This window comes from Maccoyibacter intestinihominis, from assembly GCF_040096355.1.
Lineage (GTDB): Bacteria > Bacillota > Clostridia > Lachnospirales > Lachnospiraceae > Maccoyibacter > Maccoyibacter intestinihominis.
The window spans coordinates 85,500-111,557 of record NZ_JBBMEX010000005.1; the positions used below are offsets into that span (position 1 = coordinate 85,500).

The 26,058-nt window shown below is 42.3% G+C and carries 26 protein-coding genes; 25 read left to right on the forward strand and 1 reads right to left on the reverse strand.

The window, feature by feature from the left end; all coding sequences use genetic code 11:
• The first annotated feature begins 124 nt into the window (after window positions 1–124).
• From WMO43_RS06270 to carB, 6 genes are all read left to right on the forward strand, one after another.
• The gene (locus tag WMO43_RS06270) at window positions 125–964 is read left to right on the forward strand and encodes a Rossmann-like and DUF2520 domain-containing protein (protein ID WP_353530666.1); all 840 of its coding nucleotides are present in this window, start codon (window positions 125–127) and stop codon (window positions 962–964) included.
• 13 nt (window positions 965–977) lie between these two features.
• On the forward strand, window positions 978–1,805 hold the full coding sequence (gene panB / locus WMO43_RS06275) for a 3-methyl-2-oxobutanoate hydroxymethyltransferase (protein ID WP_353530632.1): 828 nt from the start codon (window positions 978–980) through the stop codon (window positions 1,803–1,805).
• 30 nt (window positions 1,806–1,835) lie between these two features.
• Entirely contained in the window at window positions 1,836–2,675 is an 840-nt protein-coding gene (gene panC / locus WMO43_RS06280) for a pantoate--beta-alanine ligase (RefSeq protein ID WP_353530633.1), read from the forward strand.
• A gap of 13 nt (window positions 2,676–2,688) precedes the next feature.
• Window positions 2,689–3,072 carry an aspartate 1-decarboxylase gene (gene panD, locus WMO43_RS06285; RefSeq protein ID WP_353530634.1) on the forward strand — a complete coding sequence of 128 codons (384 nt, stop codon included), beginning with the start codon at window positions 2,689–2,691 and terminating at the stop codon, window positions 3,070–3,072.
• Window positions 3,073–3,203: 131 nt separating this feature from the next.
• On the forward strand, window positions 3,204–4,274 hold the full coding sequence (locus tag WMO43_RS06290; RefSeq protein ID WP_177963595.1) for a carbamoyl phosphate synthase small subunit: 1,071 nt from the start codon (window positions 3,204–3,206) through the stop codon (window positions 4,272–4,274).
• Entirely contained in the window at window positions 4,274–7,477 is a 3,204-nt protein-coding gene (carB, locus tag WMO43_RS06295) for a carbamoyl-phosphate synthase large subunit (RefSeq protein WP_353530635.1), read from the forward strand. The genes WMO43_RS06290 and carB overlap by 1 nt, the downstream gene beginning before the upstream one ends.
• Before the next feature lie 88 nt (window positions 7,478–7,565).
• Here carB and WMO43_RS06300 read toward each other — a convergent pair whose 3' ends face one another.
• Window positions 7,566–8,753: an HD-GYP domain-containing protein gene (locus tag WMO43_RS06300; RefSeq protein WP_353530636.1), complete on the reverse strand. Its 1,188-nt coding sequence runs from the start codon at window positions 8,751–8,753 to the stop codon at window positions 7,566–7,568.
• Between the two features lie 269 nt (window positions 8,754–9,022).
• Between WMO43_RS06300 and WMO43_RS06305 the strand changes: the two genes are divergently transcribed.
• From WMO43_RS06305 to WMO43_RS06395, 19 genes are all read left to right on the forward strand, one after another.
• Window positions 9,023–9,193 carry a hypothetical protein gene (locus WMO43_RS06305; protein WP_353530637.1) on the forward strand — a complete coding sequence of 57 codons (171 nt, stop codon included), beginning with the start codon at window positions 9,023–9,025 and terminating at the stop codon, window positions 9,191–9,193.
• 69 nt (window positions 9,194–9,262) lie between these two features.
• On the forward strand, window positions 9,263–9,613 hold the full coding sequence (locus WMO43_RS06310; RefSeq protein WP_353530638.1) for a hypothetical protein: 351 nt from the start codon (window positions 9,263–9,265) through the stop codon (window positions 9,611–9,613).
• A 12-nt stretch (window positions 9,614–9,625) separates the two neighbouring features.
• The gene (locus tag WMO43_RS06315; RefSeq protein ID WP_291541602.1) at window positions 9,626–10,783 is read left to right on the forward strand and encodes a cell wall hydrolase; all 1,158 of its coding nucleotides are present in this window, start codon (window positions 9,626–9,628) and stop codon (window positions 10,781–10,783) included.
• A 304-nt stretch (window positions 10,784–11,087) separates the two neighbouring features.
• On the forward strand, window positions 11,088–12,269 hold the full coding sequence (locus WMO43_RS06320) for an acetyl-CoA C-acetyltransferase (RefSeq protein WP_177963600.1): 1,182 nt from the start codon (window positions 11,088–11,090) through the stop codon (window positions 12,267–12,269).
• A 78-nt stretch (window positions 12,270–12,347) separates the two neighbouring features.
• Complete coding sequence (locus tag WMO43_RS06325) at window positions 12,348–13,187, forward strand: 3-hydroxyacyl-CoA dehydrogenase family protein (protein ID WP_177963601.1); 840 nt, start codon at window positions 12,348–12,350, stop codon at window positions 13,185–13,187.
• Between the two features lie 130 nt (window positions 13,188–13,317).
• Complete coding sequence (locus WMO43_RS06330) at window positions 13,318–14,472, forward strand: acyl-CoA dehydrogenase (RefSeq protein WP_177963602.1); 1,155 nt, start codon at window positions 13,318–13,320, stop codon at window positions 14,470–14,472.
• Between the two features lie 60 nt (window positions 14,473–14,532).
• Complete coding sequence (locus tag WMO43_RS06335) at window positions 14,533–15,315, forward strand: electron transfer flavoprotein subunit beta/FixA family protein (protein WP_177963603.1); 783 nt, start codon at window positions 14,533–14,535, stop codon at window positions 15,313–15,315.
• Between the two features lie 37 nt (window positions 15,316–15,352).
• Window positions 15,353–16,369 (forward strand): electron transfer flavoprotein subunit alpha/FixB family protein, encoded by a 1,017-nt coding sequence (locus tag WMO43_RS06340; protein ID WP_177963615.1) that lies wholly within the window; start codon window positions 15,353–15,355, stop codon window positions 16,367–16,369.
• A gap of 260 nt (window positions 16,370–16,629) precedes the next feature.
• Window positions 16,630–16,887 (forward strand): type II toxin-antitoxin system HicA family toxin, encoded by a 258-nt coding sequence (locus WMO43_RS06345; RefSeq protein ID WP_353530639.1) that lies wholly within the window; start codon window positions 16,630–16,632, stop codon window positions 16,885–16,887.
• 28 nt (window positions 16,888–16,915) lie between these two features.
• The gene (locus WMO43_RS06350; RefSeq protein WP_353530640.1) at window positions 16,916–17,404 is read left to right on the forward strand and encodes a type II toxin-antitoxin system HicB family antitoxin; all 489 of its coding nucleotides are present in this window, start codon (window positions 16,916–16,918) and stop codon (window positions 17,402–17,404) included.
• Window positions 17,391–17,747 (forward strand): hypothetical protein, encoded by a 357-nt coding sequence (locus WMO43_RS06355; protein ID WP_353530641.1) that lies wholly within the window; start codon window positions 17,391–17,393, stop codon window positions 17,745–17,747. Before WMO43_RS06350 ends, WMO43_RS06355 begins: the two co-directional genes overlap by 14 nt.
• A 233-nt stretch (window positions 17,748–17,980) precedes the next feature.
• A complete protein-coding gene (locus WMO43_RS06360; RefSeq protein ID WP_353530642.1) occupies window positions 17,981–18,589 on the forward strand; it encodes an ECF transporter S component in 609 nt (202 codons plus the stop codon).
• A gap of 262 nt (window positions 18,590–18,851) precedes the next feature.
• Window positions 18,852–19,613, forward strand: a complete 762-nt coding sequence (xth, locus tag WMO43_RS06365) for an exodeoxyribonuclease III (RefSeq protein ID WP_353530643.1) — start codon at window positions 18,852–18,854, stop codon at window positions 19,611–19,613.
• Window positions 19,614–19,628: 15 nt separating this feature from the next.
• Complete coding sequence (gene pfkB / locus WMO43_RS06370) at window positions 19,629–20,552, forward strand: 1-phosphofructokinase (RefSeq protein ID WP_353530644.1); 924 nt, start codon at window positions 19,629–19,631, stop codon at window positions 20,550–20,552.
• A 33-nt stretch (window positions 20,553–20,585) separates the two neighbouring features.
• On the forward strand, window positions 20,586–21,107 hold the full coding sequence (locus WMO43_RS06375; RefSeq protein ID WP_353530645.1) for a peptidylprolyl isomerase: 522 nt from the start codon (window positions 20,586–20,588) through the stop codon (window positions 21,105–21,107).
• Window positions 21,108–21,130: 23 nt separating this feature from the next.
• A complete protein-coding gene (locus WMO43_RS06380) occupies window positions 21,131–22,126 on the forward strand; it encodes a DHH family phosphoesterase (RefSeq protein WP_353530646.1) in 996 nt (331 codons plus the stop codon).
• Window positions 22,095–22,982 carry a GNAT family N-acetyltransferase gene (locus tag WMO43_RS06385; protein ID WP_353530647.1) on the forward strand — a complete coding sequence of 296 codons (888 nt, stop codon included), beginning with the start codon at window positions 22,095–22,097 and terminating at the stop codon, window positions 22,980–22,982. The genes WMO43_RS06380 and WMO43_RS06385 overlap by 32 nt, the downstream gene beginning before the upstream one ends.
• A gap of 100 nt (window positions 22,983–23,082) precedes the next feature.
• Window positions 23,083–25,389, forward strand: a complete 2,307-nt coding sequence (locus WMO43_RS06390; protein ID WP_353530648.1) for a RelA/SpoT family protein — start codon at window positions 23,083–23,085, stop codon at window positions 25,387–25,389.
• 26 nt (window positions 25,390–25,415) lie between these two features.
• The gene (locus tag WMO43_RS06395) at window positions 25,416–26,045 is read left to right on the forward strand and encodes an MBL fold metallo-hydrolase (RefSeq protein ID WP_353530649.1); all 630 of its coding nucleotides are present in this window, start codon (window positions 25,416–25,418) and stop codon (window positions 26,043–26,045) included.
• Window positions 26,046–26,058: the final 13 nt, after the last annotated feature.

Sequence of the window (26,058 nt, forward strand, 5' to 3'; positions counted from 1 at the left end):
CATATGTTAAAATCTTAACGAACAGTATTTCGGATGAAAACGGTATCATTTTGATAATGCATCCTTTCCATTTTGTACAGCATGCAGCAGATAGAAATGGAGGTGCATAGCGATAGGAATAGGAATTATAGGTGCCGGGAAGGTAGGTACAACCATGGGAAAATATTTTGTTACCCATGGCGAAGAAGTCAGCGGATTCTACAGCAGAACCGTAAACAGTGCCAAAGAAGCGGCAAAATTCTGTAACACAAAATATTTTAGCGAGTTAGATTCACTCATTGAGGTAAGCGATACCCTGTTTATAACCGTGACAGACGGGGCAATAAAGGAAGTATGGGATTGCATTGCAGCAAAAGATGTGAAGGGAAAATCAGTCTGCCACTTTAGTGGCTCATTATCAAGTGATATATTTTCAAATGCAGAGCAGGCAGGAGTATCTGTTTGTTCACTTCATCCAATTTACGCGTTCAGTAACAAATTCACAGCTTATCAAAATTTAACAGAGGCAATTTTTACCGTAGAGGGCGACGAACAGGCAGTTGCGGATATCTATCGGATGTTTGAAAAACTACCGAACAGGTTAGTACTGATCCATACAGAGGCAAAAACGCGTTATCATGCGGCAGTCAGTATGGCGAGTAACCATGTCATCGGGCTTTTGTCCATGGCAGTAAAAATGTTAGAAGAAGCCGGCATAGAGAGTACAGCGGCTTATGAAATGCTGACACCGTTGGTAAAAAATAACGTAGAAGCGGCATTGAAGTACGGATGCGAACAGGCGCTGACCGGCCCGATAGAACGGAACGATCTTGGTACGGTAAGACATCATTTAGAAGTGCTGTCAGAAGAACAAAAGGCGGTGTATGATGCGATCGGCACAGAACTGGTCAGAATCTCAGAGAAAAAGCATACCGAACGAAATTACCGGCAGATGAAAGAACTGTTAAGGAAAGAAAGTGAATGATTGGAGAGCAAAAATGAAGAACACAGTAGTAACAATACAGGAAGCAAAGAAACGCGGCGAAAAAATCACCATGCTGACAGCCTATGATTATTCTATGGCAAAACTGATCGATGAATCAGGCATCAACATGATCTTGGTGGGAGATTCCTTAGGAATGGTCATGTTAGGATATGAAGACACCTTATCCGTAACAATGGAGGATATGATACATCATACAAAAGCAGTTACAAGAGGAGCAAAAAATGCATTGATAGTTGCGGATATGCCGTTTATGTCCTATCAGGCATCTGTCTATGATGCAGTCTGCAATGCAGGCCGTCTGATGAAAGAGGGACGGGCGCAGGCAGTCAAGTTAGAAGGCGGCAAAGAAGTGTTTCCACAGATAGAAGCAATCACCAAAGCGTCCATACCGGTTGTGGCTCATTTGGGACTGACCCCGCAGTCCTTAAATGTGTTCGGCGGATTCAAGGTGCAGGGAAAATCAGAAGAGGCAGCTAAAAAATTAATCGAGGATGCCAAAGGAGCAGAAGCGGCAGGAGCGGTAGCCGTTGTTTTAGAGTGTGTTCCGGCAAAATTAGCAGAATTGATCTCAAAACAGATCAACATACCAACGATCGGCATTGGCGCAGGTGCAGGATGTGACGGACAGGTGCTGGTATATCAGGATATGTTAGCAATGTTTGGTGATTTTAAACCGAAATTCGTAAAGCAGTTCGGACAGATTGGCGAACAGATGAAAGCAGCTTTTTCACAGTACATCAAAGAAGTACAAAACGGCGTATTTCCGGCGGAACAGCATACCTATGGGATCAGCGACGAAATGTTAGAGAAATTATATTAAGAAAAGTATCTTATCAGAGGAGGAAAAAACATGCAGTTAGTCCATACAATAGACGAAGTAAGAGCACAGGTAAAAGCATGGAAACGGGAAGGGCTGAGTGTCGGACTGGTTCCGACCATGGGATATCTTCACGATGGCCATAAAAGTCTGATCGAGCGTGCCGTGAAAGAAAATGACCGCGTAGTGGTCAGTGATTTTGTGAATCCGACACAGTTTGGAGAAAATGAAGATTTAGGAAGTTACCCAAGAGATATAAAGAGAGATGCGGCACTTTGTGATGCGGCAGGCGTGGAACTTTTATTCAATCCGTCACCGGAGGAAATGTACTATAAAGACAACTGTACTTTTGTGGATATGAACCGTTTGACGGATGTGCTTTGTGGAAAGACAAGACCGATCCATTTTTCCGGAGTATGCAGCGTAGTGACCAAGCTATTTCATATTGTAACACCGGACCGTGCCTATTTTGGACAAAAGGATGCACAGCAGTTAGCAGTGATCCGCCGGATGGTCAGAGATCTGAATTTTGATATTGAGATCGTAGGATGCCCGATCGTGCGTGAGGCAGACGGACTTGCAATGAGTTCGAGAAACACCTATCTGAATGAAGAAGAGAGAAAAGCGGCATTAGTGTTAAGTCAGGCAGTCCGTTTAGGAGAAGAACTGATAGAAGCAGGAGAAAAAAATGCAGCAGTGATCAAAGAAAAAATGATCGCCCATATCGAAGCGGAGCCGCTTGCAAAAATAGATTATGTGGAGATCGTGGATGCACAGAGTTTAGAACCGGTGTCAGAAATCCGGGGAGAGATCTTAGCTGCAATGGCAGTCTATATCGGTAAGACCAGATTGATAGACAATTTTATCAGATAGAGGGAGAGCAAAGATGTATTTAAAAATGTTAAAAGGAAAGATCCATCGTGCAGTAGTAAAACAGGCGGAATTAAACTATGTTGGCAGTATCACGGTGGACCCGGTGCTGATGCAGGCGGCTGGGATTTTAGAATATGAAAATGTCCAGATCGTAGATATTGAAAACGGAAATCGTTTTGAGACCTATACGATAGCCGGAGAGCCGGGAAGCGGGATGATCTGCTTAAACGGTGCGGCGGCAAGACAGGTGCAGACCGGAGATCATGTCATTATCATGGCGTATGCACAGATGACCCCGCAGGAAGCAGAGCAGTTCTTACCGGCAGTCGTATTTGTCGATGAAAATAATGCGATAGAGCGGATCACCAGCTATGAAAAACATGGAGAGATTGCATAAGACAAAAAATAAGGTTGAAAAATCTTACACAATATGATAAACTTTTTACAATTTAGGCATAGCACAGAATAAGAAAAAAAGAGAATCTCCCTCTTTTTTTTTGAGAAAATTTAGAAAGGACAGGGTAAAGAATGAAAGCTTTTCTGATCTTAGAAGACGGAACTGTCTTTGAGGGAACCAGTATCGGTTCACAAAAAGAGGTTATCAGTGAAATTGTATTTAATACATCCATGACAGGATATTTAGAGGTAATGACCGATCCATCCTATGCAGGACAGGCAGTTGTCATGACCTATCCACTGATTGGAAATTATGGGATCACACCGGATGCAGAGTCAAAACGTCCATGGGTGGACGGATATATTGTCAGGGAGTTATCCAGAATGCCAAGCAATTTTCGCTGCGAAGGAACGATACAGGACTTTTTGAAAGAAAATGATATACCTGGGATCGCAGGAATTGATACAAGAGCATTGACAAAGATCCTTCGTGACAAAGGAACCATGAACGGTATGATCACCACAGATGAACAGTATGAGTTAGAGAAGGTTCTTCCGAGGTTAAAAGAATATCAGACAGGAAACGTAGTAGATAAAGTAACCTGTGATGAGAAAAGCGTATTAAATGGAAAAGGAAAAAAAGTAGCCCTGTTAGATTTAGGAGCGAAAAAAAATATTGCAGACTCCTTACATGACAGAGAATGCGAAGTAACGATTTACCCTGCCCACACAACAGCAGAAGAGATTTTAGCAGCCAAACCGGACGGTATCATGCTGAGTAACGGACCTGGAGATCCGAAGGAATGTCAGGCGATCATAGAAGAGATCCGTAAATTATATGAATCCGATGTGCCGATCTTTGCAATCTGTTTAGGACATCAGCTCATGGCATTAGCAACCGGGGCAGATACCTATAAATTAAAATACGGACATCGCGGTGGCAATCATCCGGTCAAAGATTTAGAGACCGGAAGAGTCTATATCTCATCCCAGAACCATGGCTATGCAGTGGATGATAAAGCATTAGATGAAAACATTGCAGTTCCGGCATTTGTAAATGTCAATGATGGAACCAATGAAGGCTTAAAATATATCGGAAAGAACATTTTTACGGTACAATTCCACCCGGAAGCATGTCCGGGACCACAGGACAGTTCGTATTTGTTTGACCGTTTTATCACAATGATGGGAGGGAACCAGTAATGCCAAAGAATCAGGATATCAAAAAAGTATTAGTTATCGGTTCCGGTCCTATTGTCATCGGACAGGCAGCCGAATTCGATTATGCGGGAACACAGGCATGCCGTTCTTTAAAAGAAGAAGGCATCGAGGTAGTGCTTGTCAACTCCAACCCTGCAACGATCATGACCGATAAAGAGATTGCAGACGAGGTGTATATTGAGCCACTGACCGCAAAAGTCTTAGAGCAGATCATTTTAAAAGAAAAACCGGACAGCGTACTTCCGACCTTAGGAGGACAGGCAGGACTGAACTTGGGAATGGAGCTTGCAGAATCCGGATTTTTAGAAGAACATGGTGTGAAACTGATCGGAACAACTGCGGAAACGATTTTCAAAGCAGAGGACCGTCAGGCATTCAAGGACACAATGGAAAAAATCGGTGAGCCTTGTGCGCCATCTTTAGTCGTACACAACGTAGAAGACGGTATCGCATTTACAAATACCATCGGTTATCCGGTCGTATTACGTCCGGCATATACCTTAGGTGGAAGTGGCGGTGGTATCGCCCATAATGAGACAGAGCTGATCGACATCCTTTCTAACGGACTGCGTTTAAGCCGTGTAGGAGAAGTATTAGTAGAGCGCTGTATCGCAGGCTGGAAGGAAATAGAATACGAAGTAATGCGTGATGCAAACGGCAACTGCATTACTGTATGTAATATGGAAAATATCGACCCGGTCGGTGTGCATACCGGAGACTCGATCGTAGTAGCACCATCCCAGACCTTAGGCGATAAGGAATATCAGATGCTCCGTACATCTGCCTTAAATATTATATCAGAATTAAACATTACAGGAGGATGTAACGTACAGTATGCTTTGCATCCGACAACATTTGAATATTGTGTCATCGAGGTAAACCCTCGTGTCAGCCGTTCTTCCGCATTAGCATCAAAAGCAACCGGATATCCGATTGCCAAAGTAGCAGCGAAGATCGCACTCGGATATACCTTAGATGAGATCAAGAATGCCATCACCGGCAAAACCTATGCAAGTTTTGAGCCGATGTTAGATTATTGTGTCGTAAAGATCCCAAGACTTCCGTTTGATAAATTTATCACGGCAAAGAGAACACTGACAACACAGATGAAAGCAACCGGAGAGGTTATGAGTATCTGCACAAACTTCGAGGGAGCGCTGATGAAAGCCATCCGTTCCTTAGAGCAGCATGTGGATTCCATGATGTCCTATGATTTTACGGAGCTTTCCAAAGAAGAGCTTTTAAAACAGTTAGAAGTGGTAGATGACCGCAGGATCTGGGTGATCGCAGAAGCGATCAGAAAAGGAATCTCCTATGATACGATCCATGAGATTACAATGATAGACCACTGGTTTATCGACAAAATTGCCATTCTTGTGGAAATGGAGGAGCGTTTAAGAAGCGAAGAACTGACTACAGACCTCTTAAAAGAAGCAAAACGGATAGAGTTCCCGGATAATGTTATTGCAGAACTGACCGGAAAGACAGAAGAAGAAATCCGCGATCTGCGTTATGAAAACGGGATCGTGGCAGCATTTAAAATGGTAGATACCTGTGCGGCAGAATTTGAAGCCAGCACACCGTATTATTACTCCTGCTTTGGAAGTATCAACGAGGCAGAAGAGACACATCCGGAGAAAAAAGTACTGGTACTTGGTTCCGGACCGATCCGTATCGGTCAGGGTATCGAGTTTGACTATTGTTCCGTACACAGTACCTGGGCGTTTGCAAAAGAAGGCTATGAGACCATTATTGTAAACAATAACCCGGAGACCGTATCCACAGACTTTGATATTGCAGATAAGCTCTACTTTGAGCCGCTGACACCGGAAGATGTCGAAAACATTGTGCGTTTAGAAAAACCGGACGGAGCAGTCGTACAGTTCGGTGGACAGACTGCGATTAAATTAACCGAAAGTCTGATGAAAATGGGAGTTCCGATTCTTGGAACAAAGGCAGAAGATGTAGATGCCGCAGAAGATCGTGAATTATTTGACAAAATATTAGAGGAAACAGAAATCCCAAGAGCAGCCGGTGGAACCGTCTTTACAGCGGAAGAAGCGAAAGAGGTTGCAAACCGTCTGGGATATCCTGTCTTGGTACGTCCTTCCTATGTACTTGGCGGACAGGGTATGCAGATTGCCCTGAATGACGAAGAGATTGAAGAATTTATGGCAGTCATCAACCGCTATGCGCAGGATCATCCGATCTTAGTAGATAAATATTTACAGGGAAAAGAAATCGAAGTCGATGCGGTATGTGATGGAACAGACATCCTGATTCCGGGAATTATGGAGCATATCGAGAGAACCGGAGTACATTCCGGAGACAGTATTTCCGTATATCCGGCACCGACGATCGGAGAGGATATCAAGGCGACCATCGTAGAATATACAAAACGATTGGCAAAAGCACTTCATGTCATCGGATTAATTAATATCCAGTTCATTGTTATGGACGGACAGGTATATGTGATTGAGGTAAATCCGCGTTCATCCAGAACCGTACCATATATCAGTAAGGTAACAGGAATTCCGATTGTAGATCTTGCAACAAAAGTAATCATCGGTAATACCTTAAAAGGAATGGGTTATCCGACAGGTTTAGCACCGGAGGCAGATTATATCGCAATTAAGATGCCGGTATTTTCCTTTGAAAAACTGCGTGGTGCAGAGATCAGCTTAGGACCTGAAATGAAATCAACCGGAGAATGTCTGGGTATTGCAAAGACATTTAACGAGGCACTGTACAAAGCATTTTTAGGTGCAGGAATTGTCCTTCCGAAATATAAGCAGATGATCATGACCTTAAAAGACGCAGATAAAGAAGAAGGTGTCGCAGTCGCAAGACGATTTGAGGCACTTGGTTACAAAATCTATGCAACCAGAAGTACGGCAAAATATCTGCAGGAGCGTGGTGTCAATGCCCTGCGTGTCAATAAGATCTCACAGGAGTCACCAAACGTTATGGACTTGATCTTAGGACATAAGATCGATTTAGTGATCGATACCCCGACACAGGGACGTGATAAGAGCAGAGACGGTTTCCTGATCCGAAGAAACGCAATAGAGACCGGTGTACACTGCCTGACATCCTTAGATACGGCAAATGCATTAGCACTCAGCTTAGAGAATGCAAGTGATGAGATGACACTTGTGGATATTGCGACAGTAAAGAATATCTAAAAATTAGGAATAATAGGAATCAAGTAATGAAAATAAAGTGATTAAATTACTAAGAATCAGGAAGTAGATAGTAGGAAAAACCGCGGAGTCAGATGACTTCGCGGTTTTTTTGCTTTTTAGCCAGTTTTGCTTTGGCTTTTCGGAAACGGTTCATCATTTCCGTGACATAAGTGTCGGTCTGGAACTGTTTTAAAGTTTCCTCATCCACCTGGATGCGGTTATCCATTGTTTTCATCAGATCCTTGATCTGGAATTTTTCCGAAACATCGGGATCACTCAGATCATAAATCCGGTTATCCGAAAAACGTAAGATCAAAGGCTGTAAAAAATCATCCGGATTCGTCTCTAAGATCAATGCTTTATCCCCGCTGGTCAGATCGACACAAGCTCCCTGCGGAAGAATGTTGATACATTCACCGAGAGCCTGAACCACGGTAGAGTTAAAAAAGTCAGGATGTTCAAACAGATATTTCATGGTCACAACCTCAGATTGTGGTTCAAAGCCATAGCGCATAGCGGTCATCTGGTCAAAGCAGCCGGCAACACGCAGAACCTGGGTGCCAAACCGCCAGGTATGCTCTTTCATCTCCGGATGGGCAATATGGTTTGCCGGATGGATCATCTCCGCGATTACTTGTAGCGTCATTTTTGGAAGATGATATTCATTGGTCTGCGGTTTTAAAAGTGCAAAAGCATCTCCTCTGGCAAGACACAGTTTTTTATAATCAGCACTCTCGACATCTTCAAAGTCCGTCAGTTGGTCAGAATCCAGATAGAGATACCCGGTATCATACAAAAGAGCGGCTTCCACTAATGCAAGCTGTTCTTCATAGGAAAAACCGAGATGGTGTGTCAGGATGGCACAGAGAATACCGGTATTCAAACCGTGTTTATAGACAAAATCACCGGAACTTCGGAGATTTTGTGAAAAAATAATCTTGTGGTCAAGGTTTCCAAACTCACGGATAATGCTTTTACAAAGTTCAGAGAGCTTATCCGGTTCTTTTCCGGTTACTAACTTGCCAAGTTCATCCCGCAGCCGGAACATATACATGGTCTGGAACTGTTCAAAATGCAGCTCCTCCTCACTTAAAGGCGGCAGAGGTTCGGCAGGGTCTAGAACATAGATTCCAATCAAAGAGAATTTGCGGATACTGTTGATACCCTGAGGAGTCAGTTCCGTGTTACGTTCGTATAAAAGAACCCCTAAGCGGTTATAGATGGGTTTTGCAAGTCTCATACCGGGACATAAATCTTCTGTTTTTACAAAATGCATGATATCCCTCCCAATACATTGGTTTTACATAGAATATTGATTTATTTTAGCATAAACGGATATAAATGACAAATGACATCTTGGAAAGCATAAAAAACTATTGTAAAATAAAATTAGGATATCAAAAGGCGGTTTCAAGTTTTTTGATTGCCGGTTTTGTGCAATCAGCCAGTCGTTAAGTTGTGAGCCGACCTTTGACACCCTGATCAAAATAATGAATAAAAAGAGGGATGAAACATTTAACAATGAAAAAGAGAGGGTGAAGCAGTATGGGAAGCGTAAAAACTATCAAAAAAGGAATAGCCATTGCCTTGAGCATGATGCTGGCGGTAACCGTATTACCAACAGGATTTGGAGTGCCAAAAGTACAGGCAGCAGGCGAAATGCTGTATGTGGGAAATATACGGGTAACAGAGGCAAACGCATCGGATGTTCTTTGAAATAAGACTATTTCCTATCAGGCATCCACGCATACACTGCCACTCAATGGGGCAAATCTGACGACTCCGATGAAGGCCGGTAAATATATCTATGGCATTCGGTATGAAGGAGCAGGACAGATGCTGAACCTTGTCCTGAACGGCACGAATACGATCACTACAGGAAATGTAACCGATGCAAAAGAGTGCTATGGAATTTATTTAAGTATGAATGATACCTTGAAAATTTCCGGTACCGGAACCCTGAAAGTTACAGCCGGAATTGCAATGGATGACAGCATGGGAATTCTGACCGGAAGCCTTAAGATGGAGCAGGGAAGTGTAGAGGCAACTGCAGGAAAAGAAACCATATGTAAAATTAAACGTATCTTCCATTATGCTTCAGGTAAAAAAGCAACTTGTAAAGTAACGGTAAAATAAAAAGGAACTGACATGAAAAAATACGGAAAACTGCTCTGTGCATTTACTTTAGCGGTCACGGTAACCTTAACAGGTTCCTCCTCCATAGCGGTCCATGCAACAGAACAGAAAATTGAAGACACCAAAGGAAAACTGAATGAACTGCAGGAAAAGAAGAAACAGGCAGACCAGAAAGTAAAAGACCTGCAAAACAGCAAAGACAGCATGGGGCAGGAATTAGAAAATCTGGATGCAGAGCTGGCTGAGATCAGCACTTCTTTAACCGGTCTCGAAAATAAGATTACAGAAAAGCAGAACAGTATCCGTGAAACAAAAAAGCAGTTAAAGAAAGCAAAAAAACGTGCGAAAAAGCAGTATCAGAGCATGAAAAGCCGTATACAGTTCCTGTATGAAAACGGCAGTGAATCACTTTGGATGTCCTTATTGAATGCGGAATCCATGTCGGATTTTATCAATCGGGCAGAATACGTCAAAGCGATCAGCAGCTATGACAGGGAAAAATTAGAAGAATACGAGCAGATGTGTGCAAAGATAGCTTCTGACAAAGCCAAATTAGAGGAAGAAGAGAAGAGTCTGCAGGCATTAGAACAGAAGACAAAAGAAAAAAAGGAACAGATGAATACGCTGATTGCATCCACAAAGGAAAACATCAGCAGATCGGAACAGGAGATCGGTGAGACGCAGAACCTCTCCGCAGAATATGAAGCCGAAATAGAAAAGCAGAAAGCATATGAGGCACAGTTAGAGGCACAAAAGGCAAAAGAAGACGCAGCAAGGATGAGTGAGATCAAGGCACAGGAAGCCGAAGGGGCAGATGGCTCCAAGGTGCAGACACAGGCGGGAGATTTAGAACTGTTAGCGGCACTGATCGAGTGTGAAGCAGGCGGAGAGCCATACGAAGGAAAGTTAGCAGTCGGCAGCGTAGTGCTGAATCGCGTGGCAAGCTCGCATTTTCCAAACAGCGTAGTCGGGGTCATATACCAGAGCGGTCAGTTTTCGCCGGTAGCAAGCGGTCGATTTGCAACCGTATTGGCAAGGGGAGCAGATGCTTCCAGTACACAGGCGGCACAGGAGGTCATCGGTGGCAGAATCACGGTCAAATGTCTCTATTTCCGGAGAAATAACGGAACGATCCAGGGAACAGTCATTGGCAATCATGTGTTCTATTAACTTGAAGTAAAAGCGGGATTTTGTACAAACTATACAAAAAATCCCCGCTTTTTTTCAATCTCGGAAAGGATTTTGATAAATTTTTAACAATAAGGTTTTTGTTGCATTTTTTAACAGATTATGCTATCATTATTAACGAAGTAAAGCTTAGGTTGAAGTACATAAATTCTTTTGATTTAAGCTTCGAGTAGTAAGGAATAAATTAAAAACTCAGCAGTTTTTCAATTTATTTTTTTTAAGTATGAGATTGTTAAAAAATTAACATCTCATCCACACAAAGAAATCATAAAAAGGAGAAGAAGAAATGGCAGAAAAAGTAGTTTTAGCAGGCGCATGTCGTACAGCAATCGGAACTATGGGAGGAGCTTTAAGCACAACTCCGGCTCCAGTTTTAGGATCTATCGTTATTAAAGAAGCATTAAACAGAGCTGGTGTACCAGCAGAAAAAGTTGATCACGTATATATGGGATGTGTAATCCAGGCAGGATTAGGCCAGAACGTAGCACGTCAGGCTTCCATCAAAGCAGGATTACCAATCGAGACACCGGCAGTTACAGTAAACGTTGTATGTGGTTCTGGTCTGAACTGCGTAAACATGGCTGCACAGATGATTAAAGCAGGAGATGCTGACATCGTAGTAGCAGGTGGTATGGAAAATATGTCTATGGCACCATACGCAGATATGAGCGGACGTTATGGACACAGAATGAACAACGCTACTTTAGTAGATACCATGGTAAACGATGCATTATGGGATGCATTCAACAACTACCACATGGGAATCACAGCAGAGAACGTAGCAGAGCAGTGGGGCTTAACTCGTGAGCAGTTAGACGAGTTCGCAGCAACTTCACAGCAGAAATGCGAAGCAGCTCAGAAAGCTGGAAAATTCAAAGATGAGATCGTTCCTGTAGAAGTTAAGAAGAAAAAAGAGACTGTTATCGTAGATACAGACGAAGGACCACGTCCTGGAACAACAAAAGAGAGCATCTCCAAATTACGCCCGGCATTCAAGCCAGACGGAATTGTTACAGCAGCTAACGCTTCCGGAATCAATGACGGAGCAGCAGCAGTTGTTGTTATGAGCGAGAAAGCAGCAAAAGAATTAGGCGTTAAGCCAATGGCTACATTCGTAGCAGGAGCACTTGGCGGAGTTGACCCATCTATCATGGGTGTTGGACCGGTTGCTTCCACAAAGAAAGTATTCGAGAAGACAGGCTTAACAATTGATGATATGGACTTAGTAGAAGCTAACGAAGCATTCGCAGCACAGTCCTTAGCAGTAGCACATGACTTAAACTTCGATATGAGCAAAGTTAACGTAAACGGTGGTGCGATCGCACTTGGACATCCGGTAGGAGCTTCAGGATGCCGTATCCTTGTTACACTGTTACACGAGATGCAGAGAAGAGACGCTAAGAAAGGTCTTGCAACACTTTGCATCGGTGGTGGAATGGGATGCTCTACTATCGTTGAGAGAGACTAATCAACAACAGGTATCAATAGCCGGTGTCTGATGACACCGGCATCAAAAGTTAATAAAATTCCATAAGGAGGAACTGACATGAAAGTTGGTATTATTGGAGCAGGAACCATGGGTTCCGGTATTGCACAGGCATTTGCACAGACAGAAGGATATGAAGTATGCTTATGTGATATTAATGACGAATTTGCAGCAAACGGAAAAGCTAAAATTGCAAAAGGATTTGAGAAGAGAGTTGCAAAAGGCAAAATGGAGCAGGCAGCTGCAGATGCTATCTTAAACAAAATCGTTACAGGTACAAAAGAAATTTGTACAGATTGTGACTTAATCGTTGAGGCAGCTCTTGAGGTAATGGATGTTAAAAAACAGACATTCAAAGAGTTACAGGATATCGTAAAGAAAGATTGTATCTTCGCTACAAATACATCTTCCCTTTCTATCACAGAAATCGGTGCAGGAATTGACAGACCGGTAATCGGTATGCATTTCTTCAACCCGGCTCCTGTTATGAAACTGATCGAGGTTATCAAAGGCGAGAATACACCGGACGAGTTAAAAGACAAGATCGTTGCTATTTCTAAAGAGATCGGTAAGACTCCTGTAGAAGTAAACGAAGCTGCTGGTTTCGTTGTAAACAGAATCTTAATCCCATATGTAAACGAAGGTGTTGGCATCCTTGCTGACGGCGTTGCTTCTGTAGAAGGAATCGACACAGCTATGAAATTAGGTGCAAACCATCCAATGGGACCATTAGAGTTAGGTGACTTAATCGGATTAGATATCTGCCTTGCTATCATGAACGTATTATATGATGAGACAGGCGATCCTAAATACCGCCCACATCCATTACTTAAGAAAATGGTACGTGCAGGCAAATTAGGACGTAAGACAGGCATCGGATTCTACGACTATTCAAAATAATAAAATGAGCAGAAGGAATAACGGGGAAAATTCCCCGCTGTTCCGTATATGAAATACCTCAAGATGAAACAAGCATTTTGGGGAATTTGCTCGTTTTAAAATAAATAAAGTAAATGGAGGAATATAAATCATGGATTTTTGTTTAGATAAAAAACATGAAATGGCGAGAACTCTTTTCAAAGAATTCGCTGAGACAGAAGTAAAACCTCTCGCTCAGGAGGTTGACGAGACAGAACATTTCCCGGCAGGAACTGTTGAGAAAATGGCAAAAGCAGGCTTTATGGGAATTCCTGTACCAAAGGAGTACGGCGGACAGGGATGTGATCCTCTTACATATACCATGTGTGTAGAAGAGTTATCAAAAGTTTGTGCAACAACAGGCGTTATCGTATCTGCACATACATCTCTTTGCATCGACCCGATCATGACATATGGTACAGAAGAGCAGAAGAAAAAATATGTAACACCACTTGCAAAAGGTGAAAAACTTGGTGCTTTCGGTTTAACAGAGCCGGGTGCTGGAACAGATGCTCAGGGATGCCAGACAAAAGCAGTTTTAGATGGTGACGAGTGGGTATTAAACGGATCTAAATGTTTCATCACAAACGGTGAAGTTGCAGACGTATATATCATCATTGCTATCACAAGCGTAACAGAGGATAAGAGAGGAAGAAAGAAAAAGAACTTCTCCGCATTTATCGTAGAAAAAGGTGCTCCGGGATTCTCCTTCGGAACAAAAGAGAAGAAGATGGGTATCCGTGGTTCATCCACATATGAGTTAATCTTTGAGGATTGCAGAATTCCAAAAGATGCTTTATTAGGACCTGAAGGAAAAGGTTTCCCAATCGCAATGCATACATTAGACGGTGGACGTATCGGTATCGCTGCTCAGGCTCTTGGTATTGCTGAAGGTGCATTAGATGCAACTATCGCATATGTAAAAGAGAGAAAACAGTTCGGTCGTACAATCGCTCAGCAGCAGAACACTCAGTTCCAGTTAGCTGATATGGCAGCAAAGATTGATGCAGCAAAATTCCTTGTATATAGAGCAGCTATGGCAAAAGCAACACAGAAAGTATATTCTGTAGAAGCAGCTAAAGCAAAATTATTTGCAGCTGAGACCGCTATGGACGTAACAACAAGATGCGTTCAGTTATTCGGTGGATACGGATACATCAGAGAGTACGATGTAGAGCGTATGATGCGTGATGCTAAGATCACAGAGATTTACGAAGGAACTTCAGAAGTTCAGCGTATGGTTATCTCTGGTGCTTTATTAAAATAATCGCGATTCCAGCGGATTGAAAATGAAGTCATTAAATCAAACATAAGGAGTGAAATTACCGTGAAAATAGTTGTATGTGTAAAACAGGTACCGGATACAAAAGGCGGAGTTAAATTTAATCCGGACGGTACATTAGACAGAGGTGCGATGCTTACAATCATGAACCCAGACGATAAAGCTGGTTTAGAGGCAGCACTGAGAATTAAAGATGAGTACGGCGCAGAGGTTACTGTACTTACAATGGGTCTTCCAAAAGCAGAGGAAGTTCTTCGTGAAGCTATGGCAATGGGAGCTGACAAGGGAATCCTTGTAACAGATAGAGTATTAGGTGGAGCTGATACATGGGCTACATCTACAACTATCGCAGGAGCTCTTAGAAACATCGATTATGATTTAATCATTACAGGTCGTCAGGCTATCGATGGTGATACTGCACAGGTTGGACCACAGATTGCAGAGCATTTAAATCTTCCTGTAATCTCTTATGCACAGGATATCAAGATTGATGGAGATTCTGTTATCGTACAGCGTCAGTATGAAGACAGATACCATGAATTAAAAGCAAAAATGCCTTGCTTAATTACAGCATTATCTGAGTTAAACCAGCCACGTTACATGACTCCGGGCGGAATCTTCGATGCTTATGATCAGGAGATTACTGTATGGGGCAGAGCTGACTTAAAAGACGTAGATGATTCTGACCTTGGATTAAAAGGTTCTCCTACACAGATCGCAAAAGCATCTGACAAAGTTCGTAAAGGTGCAGGCGAAAAAGTTACTCTTGATGCAACAGAGTCTGTTGACTACATCATGGGTAAATTAAAAGAGAAACATGTAATCTAATAAGAATAAGGAAAAGTGGTGAATAAAAGTGGAAAAAATGAACTTAGAGGAATATAAAGGAGTATTTGTCTTTGCACAGCAGGTTGACAATGAGTTAACCCCAATCGCTTTTGAGTTAATTGGAAAGGGTAAAGACTTAGCAAAAGATTTAAACACTGATGTTACAGCTGTACTTATTGGTTCCGACGTAAAGAGCCTTGCTGACGAGTTAGCAGAGTACGGTGCTGACAAAGTTATCGTTGTAGACGATCCTGAATTAAAAGACTACAGAACAGAGCCATATGCTCATGCACTTGCATCTGTAATCAAAGAGTACAAACCGGAGATCATGTTAGTAGGTGCTACAGCAATCGGTAGAGATTTAGGACCTCGTGTATCCGCAAGAGTTAAAACAGGTTTAACAGCAGATTGTACTGTACTTGAAATCGGTGAGTTCAAAGGTGTTGCAAACCAGTTATTAATGACTCGTCCTGCATTCGGTGGTAACACAATCGCTACTATCGCTTGCCCTAACACACGTCCTCAGATGGCAACAGTACGTCCGGGCGTTATGCAGAAATTAGAGCCTGTAAAAGGTGCTAAAGCAGAAGTTATCGAGTACAACCCAGGATTTACTCCTGACAACAAATATGTTGAAATCTTAAAAGTTGTAAAAGAAGCTAAGAGTGCAGAGAACATCATGGACGCTAAGATCTTAGTATCCGGTGGTCGTGGAGTTGGTTCTGCAGAGAACTTCAAAATGCTTCAGGATTTAGCAGATGTACTTGGCGGAATGGTTAGCTGCTCTCGTGCAGTAGTAGAGAATGGCTGGAAACCAGTTGATGTTCAGGTAGGTCAGACAGGTAAGACTGTACGTCCTAACTTATACTTCGCAATCGGTATTTCCGGAGCAATCCAGCACGTTGCAGGTATGGAAGAATCTGATATCATCATCGCAATCAACAAAGATGAGGATGCTCCAATCTTTGATGTAGCTGATTACGGTATCGTTGGAGACTTAAACAAGATCGTTCCAGCATTAACAGAGGCTTTAAAAGCTGAGTTAAACAAATAATCAGAATGATATAAGACTTAGAGGGACTGTCACATGAATGTGTGGCAGTCCTTTTTTGCGTTATAGGATTAGGGAATATTGTGTTTCTTATAGAGAAAAAAGCCCTTCGGGCAAAGATGTGCAGCTTGCGGAGAAGTAAATAGCTGCTATGCAGCACCGCTCGCGCGCGGAACAAAAACTGTGCTATTGAAAACATAGATAATTTATGATAGAATAAAGCGACTGAAAAACAGTTGCAAAGTGGGAGGTGATAATTATAAATGCCAAAGAAAAGGGAACTGATTGAAAAATTATGTAGAAAGCCAATGCCAAAGAATTTTACAACAAGGGAATTGGATATGTTGATGGGGAAATGCGGTTGTGAGAAATTTTCAGGAGGAAGAGGTTCGGGAATAGGATTTGTTCATTTGGAGACAAAGCGTATTTTACAGTTTGATGAACCTCATCCGGAACATGAGTTGTATGCATATCAAGTAAAAAAGACGATACAATTTCTAAAAGATATAGATGAGATATAACAGATGAGATTTTTGATAGGAGGAAAAAATGAGTTCAATGCTGGAATACAAGGGTTATCATGCAACGGTTGAGTATGATGCAGAAGATGATATATTTGTGGGAGAGGTATTTGGTATTGCAGATTCTTTGAATTTTCATGGAACATCCGTGGAAGAACTGAAAGCAATGTTTCGACAAAGCATTGATAATTATTTAGAGTTATGTAAACAAATAGGTAAAAATCCAGAAAAAGAATTTCGGGGAAGTTTTAATGTAAGAATATCACCGGAGTTGCATCGTAAGGCAGCTTTGGAAGCAGAAAAGCAAAAGATAACATTAAATCAATATGTCCTTAAGGCGATTGAAAAATCTTTTAAGCAGGAGAAGCTGGAAAATAGTAAAACGATTATTTATATGCCGTATGAGACAGCCAAAGTAGATTGGTTAAGCGGGGATGACCAGATGAGATTTGAAGGACACTATAAGAAAGGGATGTCATTAATAAAAGAGGAGAATGTATCTTATGTCAAAAATTAAAGATATAAAATTACTAAAAGCAGAGATAAATATCATGCGGAATATGCCGAAACAATGTGAATTAAAAGTAAAACGCAAAGCACAGATTAGTGCGCCGAAGGAAGAGGGAGACAGGACTGCTTTATTGAATTTAGGATTAAGTGTAGAGACAATAGAGAGTGAAGGCATTAAAATAGAGTTAGAGGCGGATACCATTTTGGAATTTGAAACGATTCCGGAGGATTATGTTAAAATCGGTGAGGAAATCTGTGTACCAATGGTACAGAAAGAGATGTTAAAAAGATTAGATGAGATGTTGGTTCAAATGGGGTATGAAAAGCTGCATTTGAGCGAAAAACTATAGACACAATTAATATGTGAAAAAATTAACAATAACTCTTGCAAACTGGTTTCTTTTATAATATTATAGAGTGAGTGTGAGCGAGTCAATATGTTACATGTTTGACGAGCGGCAAATAATGAGCAGATCCTGCTCATAATACACTAATGTGTCTGGTGTCAAATGGTTCGTAATAGAAACTAGGACGACCAATGATACCGTTGTGACAGAAAAACCAGGAAAGAGAGGAAAAGACCATGAGAAAAAATGGAAAACTGAATACCACTTATATGGTAGAGATGGCATTATTAATTGCGATCATTTTAATTATGGCTTTTACCCCTATCGGTTACATTAAGACATTCGGATTAGAAATTACGCTGATTGTTGTTCCGGTGGCGGTAGGAGCTGTAGTGTTAGGACCGGCTGCAGGTGCAATTTTAGGAGGCGTATTTGGACTTACAAGTTTTATACAGTGCTTCGGAATGAGCGCATTTGGAGCGATGCTCTTAAGCATTAATCCGGCAGGAACATTTGTTGTATGTTTTGTAACACGTCTTGTAATGGGATGGTTGACAGGACTGATCGCACAGGGATTGAAAAAGGTAAAAGCATTAAAAGGAGCATCTGTCTTTATTGCAAACCTTTGCTGTCCACTGTTGAATACCCTGTTGTTTATGACAACACTGATCCTGTTCTTCTACCAGACAGAATTTATCCAGGGACTTGCAAAAAATATGAAAGTGGCAAATCCGTTTGCCTTTGTTATTGCATTCGTTGGAGTGAACGGTTTAGTTGAGGCAGCAGCATGTTTCGTAGTTGGAAGTGCAATTACAAAAGCATTACAGCATTCCGTAAATAAATAGAATAGATGCAGGGAGAACTGTTTGAGAAAAATACCTCTGAGACGATGTTGTGATATGTTCTGTATTGACACATATCCGTGATAGGACATTCGTATCAGGGGTATTTTGTATATAGAGAATATTTTGTGTGGAGATATTTCATATGAAGAACATTCTATATCGAAGATATTTCATATTGAGAGGATTTCGCATTAGAAGTATTCTTTGATAAAGAATTTTGTGGTAGAATGAACACAGAGTGTAAAGCAAGGAGGAACGAAAAGTGGCAAACAAAAAGCTGATATCGTGGAATGTCAATGGTTTACGCGCCTGCATGGGAAAGGGATTTATGGAATTTTTTGAGCAGGCGGATGCGGATATTTTTTGCCTGCAGGAGATCAAGCTGCAGGAAGGACAGATAGATTGGAAAAAAGAAGGCTATTATGCCTATTGGAATTATGCAGAGAAAAAGGGCTACTCAGGAACAGCCATATTTACTAAAGAGGAACCGTTACAGGTCACTTATGGATTAGGAATCGAGGAGCATGATAAAGAAGGACGGGTGATCACATTAGAATTTCCGGAGTATTATCTGATCACTGTGTATACACCAAATTCCCAGAGTGAACTTGCAAGGCTGGACTATCGTATGAAGTGGGAAGATGATTTCAGGGCATATCTGTTGCAGCTTCGGAAAAATAAACCGGTCATTGTCTGCGGGGATATGAACGTGGCACATAAGGAGATTGATTTAAAGAATCCAAAGACAAACAGAAAAAATGCCGGATTTACGGATGAGGAGCGGGCAAAGATGACGGAACTTTTAGAGAGTGGCTTTATTGATACGTTCCGCTATTTTTATCCTGATATGGAGCAGATTTATTCCTGGTGGTCGTATCGTTTTAAGGCAAGAGAGAAAAATGCCGGATGGCGGATTGATTATTTTTTAGTGTCAGAAGAGTACAAAGAGCATTTAGCAGATGCTAAGATCCATACGGAAGTTTTTGGCTCCGACCATTGTCCGGTCGAATTGGATCTGAAGTAGGAAGGACAGAAAAATATGGTATACACGATCACTTGTAATCCATCGCTGGACTATGGTGTTACCGTGGAGAATTTTCAGATGGGACATACGAACCGGACCGTGACCGAACAGATGAATGTCGGTGGCAAGGGGATCAATGTATCCATTGTATTAAAACATCTGGGGATTCCTACGAAAATACTGGGATTTACAGCAGGATTTACGGGAAGAGAGATAGAAAAGAGAATCAAAGAGCAGGAAATCGAGGCAGAATGGATATGGCTGCCGCAGGGAGATTCCCGCATTAATGTCAAATTACTTTCTAACGAAGGAACGGAGATTAACGGACAAGGTCCTGCGATTTCTAAAAGAGAGGTGCAGGAGTTAGAGGAAAAATTAGGCGTTCTAACAAAAGAAGATGTCCTGGTTTTGGCAGGCAATGTGCAAAAGAGTTTAGGACAGACATTTTATGCAGATATTATGAAGAAGTTGAAGGATAGACAGATACGGACCGTGGTGGATGCATCCGGGGAACTTCTAAAAGCGGTACTGCCTTATCATCCGTTTTTGATCAAACCGAATCAGGATGAATTAGAGGGACTGTTTCAGGTCAAAATGAGTACGAAAGAAGAAATGTTTGCCTATGCGAAGCAGTTGCAGAAAATGGGAGCATGCAGTGTGTTGATCTCTTTAGGCGGAAATGGAGCATTGCTTTTGACAGAACATGGAGAGCAGATGCAATTAGATGCCCCAAAGGGCAAGGTGCGAAATGCAGTCGGTGCAGGAGATTCCATGGTGGCAGGTTTTTTAGCCGGATATATGGAGCATGCTTCCTATGAAGAGGCATTTCAAATGGCAGTTGCAGCAGGAAGTGCTAGTGCATTTTCAGAGCATTTAGCAACCAGAGCGGAGATTGAGCAGATATTGCCTTTACTTCTGGATTCATATCAGATACAATAAAAACAATAATAATGGAAAAGTGAGGAAATAAAAATGGCACAGAACCCGATCGTTACAATCGAAATGGAAAACGGAGATATTATGAAAGCGGAGTTATATCCGGAAATTGCACCAAATACCGTGAACAATTTTATCAGTCTGATCAATAAGGGATTTTATGACGGATTGATCTTTCACCGCGTGATCAACGGATTTATGATCCAGGGAGGATGCCCTGACGGAAATGGTATGGGAGGCCCAGGCTATGGGATCAAAGGTGAGTTTGCACAGAACGGTGTGATCAATCAGATGAAGCATACCGCAGGCGTATTGTCAATGGCACGCGCAATGCATCCGAATTCAGCAGGAAGCCAGTTCTTTATCATGCATAAAGACGCACCACATTTAGACGGCTCCTATGCAGCTTTCGGAAAGATTACCGAAGGTATGGATGTGGTAAATAAGATCGCAGAAGTACGCACAGATTACAGTGACCGGCCAATGGAAGAACAGAAGATGAAAAAAGTAACAGTTGAGACGTTTGGAGTAGATTATCCGGAACCGGAGACCGTATAGACATTTTATCATAGAATAAGAGTATGAAAAAAGAGCTGATTCAATTATTAAAAGGAAAAAATGCATATATACAGACCCATGACTTTCCCGATCCGGATGCACTTGCCACAGCCTTTGCATTACAGGAGTATTTGAAATATTACGAGATCGAAGCAACAATCTGCTATGAGGGGAAATTAGAGCGGGCGAGTGCGATTCGTATGCTCGATAACTTTGGGATTCAGGTCAAAGGCGGACAGACCAAGGGAGCATTGCCGGAAGATGCCTGCGTGGTACTGGTGGATTCTCAGAATCAGAATTCCAATGTGACCGATATCGGTGGGCAGAAGTCCGCGTGTATTGACCACCATCCGGTACATCACGAGTGCGAGTATGCCTATTGGGATATCCGGAAAACAGGAGCCTGTGCAACGATCGTTGCGTCCTATTTTGTGGAAGATGGAATCATACCGAAGCCGAATGTTGCCGCAGCACTTGCCTATGCGATCAAGATGGATACTGCGGATTTTACCAGGGGAACGACACAAAAAGATACGGATATGTTTGCCTATCTGTTCCGGTATGCGGATTGGGATCTGGTACAGAATATGTATGCGGATACGCTGGAATTAGCAGATCTGTCTGCCTATGAGGCTGCAATCCAAAGTATTGAAATCTATGACCGGGTAGGTTTTGCATTTATTCCTTTTGAATGTCAGCCGGCATTGATCGCGATGATTTCTGATTTTATGAAAGCATTGGATGGCGTGGATGTTGTCATTGTTTATGCAAGACAGGAGGATGGAATCCGTTTTGCGGTACGCAGTGATGAAAAACGCGTCAATGTAGGTGTCTTATTAAAAGAGATGCTTCACGGTATCGGTGATGGAGGCGGTCACCCTGCGATGGCAGGAGGCTGTATTTCCAAAGAAATTGCCGAACGGCTTGGAGATACATTGCATGAAACGGTAAAACGGCGTTTTATGCAGGGAATACAGGAGATGCGGAATGGAAAATCAATTGAGATGCGTAATGTTTAACCGCGAAGAGTTCCTGATAGAACATCAGTTAGATGCTGATGTTCTGTTTTTATTAGAGGGACTGTATCAATATGGGGTGCGGGTTTTAAATCTTGACGGAAAAACCACAAAAGAGGATATGGAAGAAAAGCTGTTGCAGGCAGGCTATCGGACAGAAGAAACCCTGTTAATAGCGGCAGAGGATGCAACACTGCAAAACGGAAGGGAGATCGGGCTTGCCACGATCGCATTTGTAAATCAGAAGAAAAATGGGCAGACTTATTCTGCGGCAGACATTGTTGTGGAAGGCTTTGAAGAGGTAGATTTTTATTTTTTAGAAAGAATCTACCAGAGAAAACATGGGATTCCGTGGCGTGTGATCGAGACGGAACGGACTTATCTCAGGGAGATGACGGTAGAAGATGTCGAGGCCCTCTATGAAATCTATGCACAGGAGGGAATGACGGATTTTATTGAACCGCTCTGTGAGAAACGGGAGGATGAGATCGCCTATACGAAAGCCTATATTGAAAATATGTATGTCTATTACGGCTATGGAATGTGGCTAGTCTGCGATCGGGAGAACGGAGAGATCATCGGCAGGGCAGGCTTAAATACACAGGAGATCGAGGATGAGATCGTATTGGAAATGGGGTATCTGATACGGCAGGAATATCAAAGACAGGGCTATGCCTATGAAGTCTGTACGGCAATTATGGATTATGCAAAAGAGGCAAGTGGTTTTTCGGAATTGAGCTGTTTAGTAGAGGAAGAAAATCATCCGTCCTTAGGGTTGTTGCAAAAATTGGGATTTTCTTTTCGAAAAGAGGTGGATATCCTCGGAAAACGGATGAAAAGGTATGTTTATGCACTATAGACATTGCTTTTTTATCGTTTTTTTATTATAATTTATTCTATGTTTAGATATGCTGGCGGCGGTTTACAAAAGTATAAATTTAGGAAAAGTTGGTGAGAGAATGGTTGATATTTCTACAGAGAAGTTAGAAGAATTAGAAAATGAAGTGACTTCCCAGAATACAAAGCTTAAAAAAATGGAAGAATTTGTCAGTCCCGATAAGCTCTATCAGGAACTGATCCAGAGTGTGCGTAAATATCATCCATCTGCGGATATTTCCCTGATCGAGAAAGCATATCGGGTAGCAAGAGAGTCACATGAGGGACAGGTGCGTAAATCGGGTGAACCATATATCATCCATCCTTTGTGTGTGGCAATTATTCTTGCCGACTTAGAATTAGATAAAGAGACGATTGTTGCGGGACTGTTGCATGATGTTGTGGAAGATACGGTCATGACGGAAGAGGAGATTGCAAAAGAGTTCAACCCGGATGTGGCATTGTTAGTCGATGGTGTTACGAAGTTGGCACAGTTGTCCTATGATGCAGATAAGGTGGAAAAACAGGCGGAGAATCTGCGAAAGATGTTTTTAGCAATGGCAAACGATATCCGTGTCATTCTGATCAAATTAGCAGACCGTCTGCACAATATGCGTACCTTAAAATATATGACACCGGAGAAGCAGAAGGAAAAGGCAAGAGAGACCATGGATATCTATGCTCCGATTGCCCAACGACTCGGTATTTCTAAAATTAAGATCGAATTAGAGGATTTATCCTTAAAATATTTAGAGCCGGAAGCATATTATGATTTAGTAGAGAAGATCGCACTGAAAAAGAGTGCAAGAGATGACTATATCCAGAAATTAGTAGAAGAAGTCCGCAGCCATATCACCAATGCGGGCATTGAAGCAGAGATTGATGGAAGAGCAAAGCATTTCTTTAGTATTTATAAGAAGATGGTCAATCAGGATAAGACGCTAGATCAGATTTATGACCTCTTTGCCATTCGGATCATTGTAAAAGATGTCAAGGACTGCTACGCGGCATTAGGAGTCATCCACGAGATGTACAAACCGATACCGGGACGTTTTAAGGACTATATTGCGATGCCAAAGCCGAATATGTATCAGTCACTGCATACAACACTGATCGGACCGGACGGACAGCCGTTTGAGATCCAGATCAGAACCTATGAGATGCATCGGACAGCCGAATACGGTATTGCCGCACACTGGAAGTATAAAGAGGCTTCAAACGGTGGCAATGTAGAGAATCAGGAAGAAGAGAAGTTAAGCTGGCTGCGTCAGATTTTAGAGTGGCAAAAGGACATGTCCGATAACCGGGAATTTATGAGTCTGTTAAAGAGTGATCTGGACCTTTTTTCAGATACGGTATTCTGTTTTACGCCTTCCGGAGATGTCAAAAATCTTCCAACCGGTTCTACGCCGATTGATTTTGCCTATGCGATCCATTCTGCCGTAGGGAATAAAATGATCGGTGCAAAAGTCAATGGCAAACTGGTAACGATTGACTATGTCATCCAGAACGGTGACCGGATTGAGATCATTACTTCCCAGAACTCGCACGGACCAAGCCGTGACTGGCTGAATATTGTCAAGAGTACACAGGCGAAAAATAAGATCAATCAGTGGTTTCGAAGTCAGTTCAAGGAAGAGAATATCGCAAAGGGTAAGGAACTGATCTCGCAGTATTGTAAGATGAAGAGTATCGAACTCTCAGATATCAATAAGCCGGAATATCAGAATAAGATTTTAAGAAAATATGGATTCCACGACTGGGATTCTGCACTGGCAACCGTGGGACACGGAGGACTCAAGGAGAGTCAGGTTGTCAATCGGATGTTAGAAGAATACAAAAAGGATCATGTCGTACCGATGACAGATTCGGATGTATTAGAGAATATCCAGGATGCGAATATCTCTAAGACGATCCCGCAGAAGTCAAAGAGTGGAATTGTCGTAAAAGGACTTTATGATGTCGCAGTACATTTTTCAAAATGCTGCAGCCCGGTACCGGGAGACGAGATTGTCGGTTTTGTTACGAGAGGCAGAGGTGTATCCATACACAGAACGGATTGTATCAATATTATCAATCTGTCGGACATGGATCGTGCCAGACTGATCGATGCAGAATGGCAGCAGGGAGCAAGTGAGGGCAGCAACGGACTCTATCTTGCAGAGATTAAGATTTTTGGAAACAACCGTACCGGATTGTTAGTAGATATTACAAAGATTTTTACGGAGCGTGGGATTGATATCAATGCGATCAACTCCAAAACGAGTAAGCAGGGAGTAGCGACGATTTCCGTTTCCTTTAATACAAAGGGAAAAATGGAGCTGCAAAGTCTGGTGGATAAGATCCGTCAGGTGGAGAGCGTGATTGATATTGAAAGAACAACCGGTTAGAACAGAAGTGACAGGCGAGGTAAGGAATGGCAGATTTAAAGGTAAGACATTTAGTAGTCGGAGCAGTGGCAACGAACTGCTATATTGCAGAAAACAGAAAGACAAAAGAAGCACTGATCATTGATCCGGGTGACAATGCAGTGCGGATCGAACAGATCATCAAAGAGGATGGCGTTGTTCCGGTAGCTGTGCTTTTGACACATGGACATTTTGACCATGCAATGGCAGCGCAGGAAGTTGCAGAGCAGTATGGGATAAAAATCTATGCTCATGAGACGGAAAAGGAGACCTTAGAGACACCGCAGATTAATTTATCAGGAATGATCGGCAGAACGCTGACTTTTCATGCGGATTGTTATGTAAAGGACGGCGCAATTTTAAATCTTGCGGGATTTGAGATCCGGGTGCTGCATACACCGGGACATACCCAGGGTGGTGTCTGCTATTATATCGAAGAGGAAAAGGCGTTGTTTTCTGGAGATACACTGTTTTGTCAGTCCGTTGGCAGAACGGATTTCCCAACAGGAAAGTCCTCGACACTGATCCACTCCATTCAGGATAAACTGATGCCGTTACCGGATGATACGATGGTCTATACCGGCCATGAAGACATGACAACGATTGGAATGGAACGAAAATACAATCCGTTTTTATAGAGAGCGTAATGGT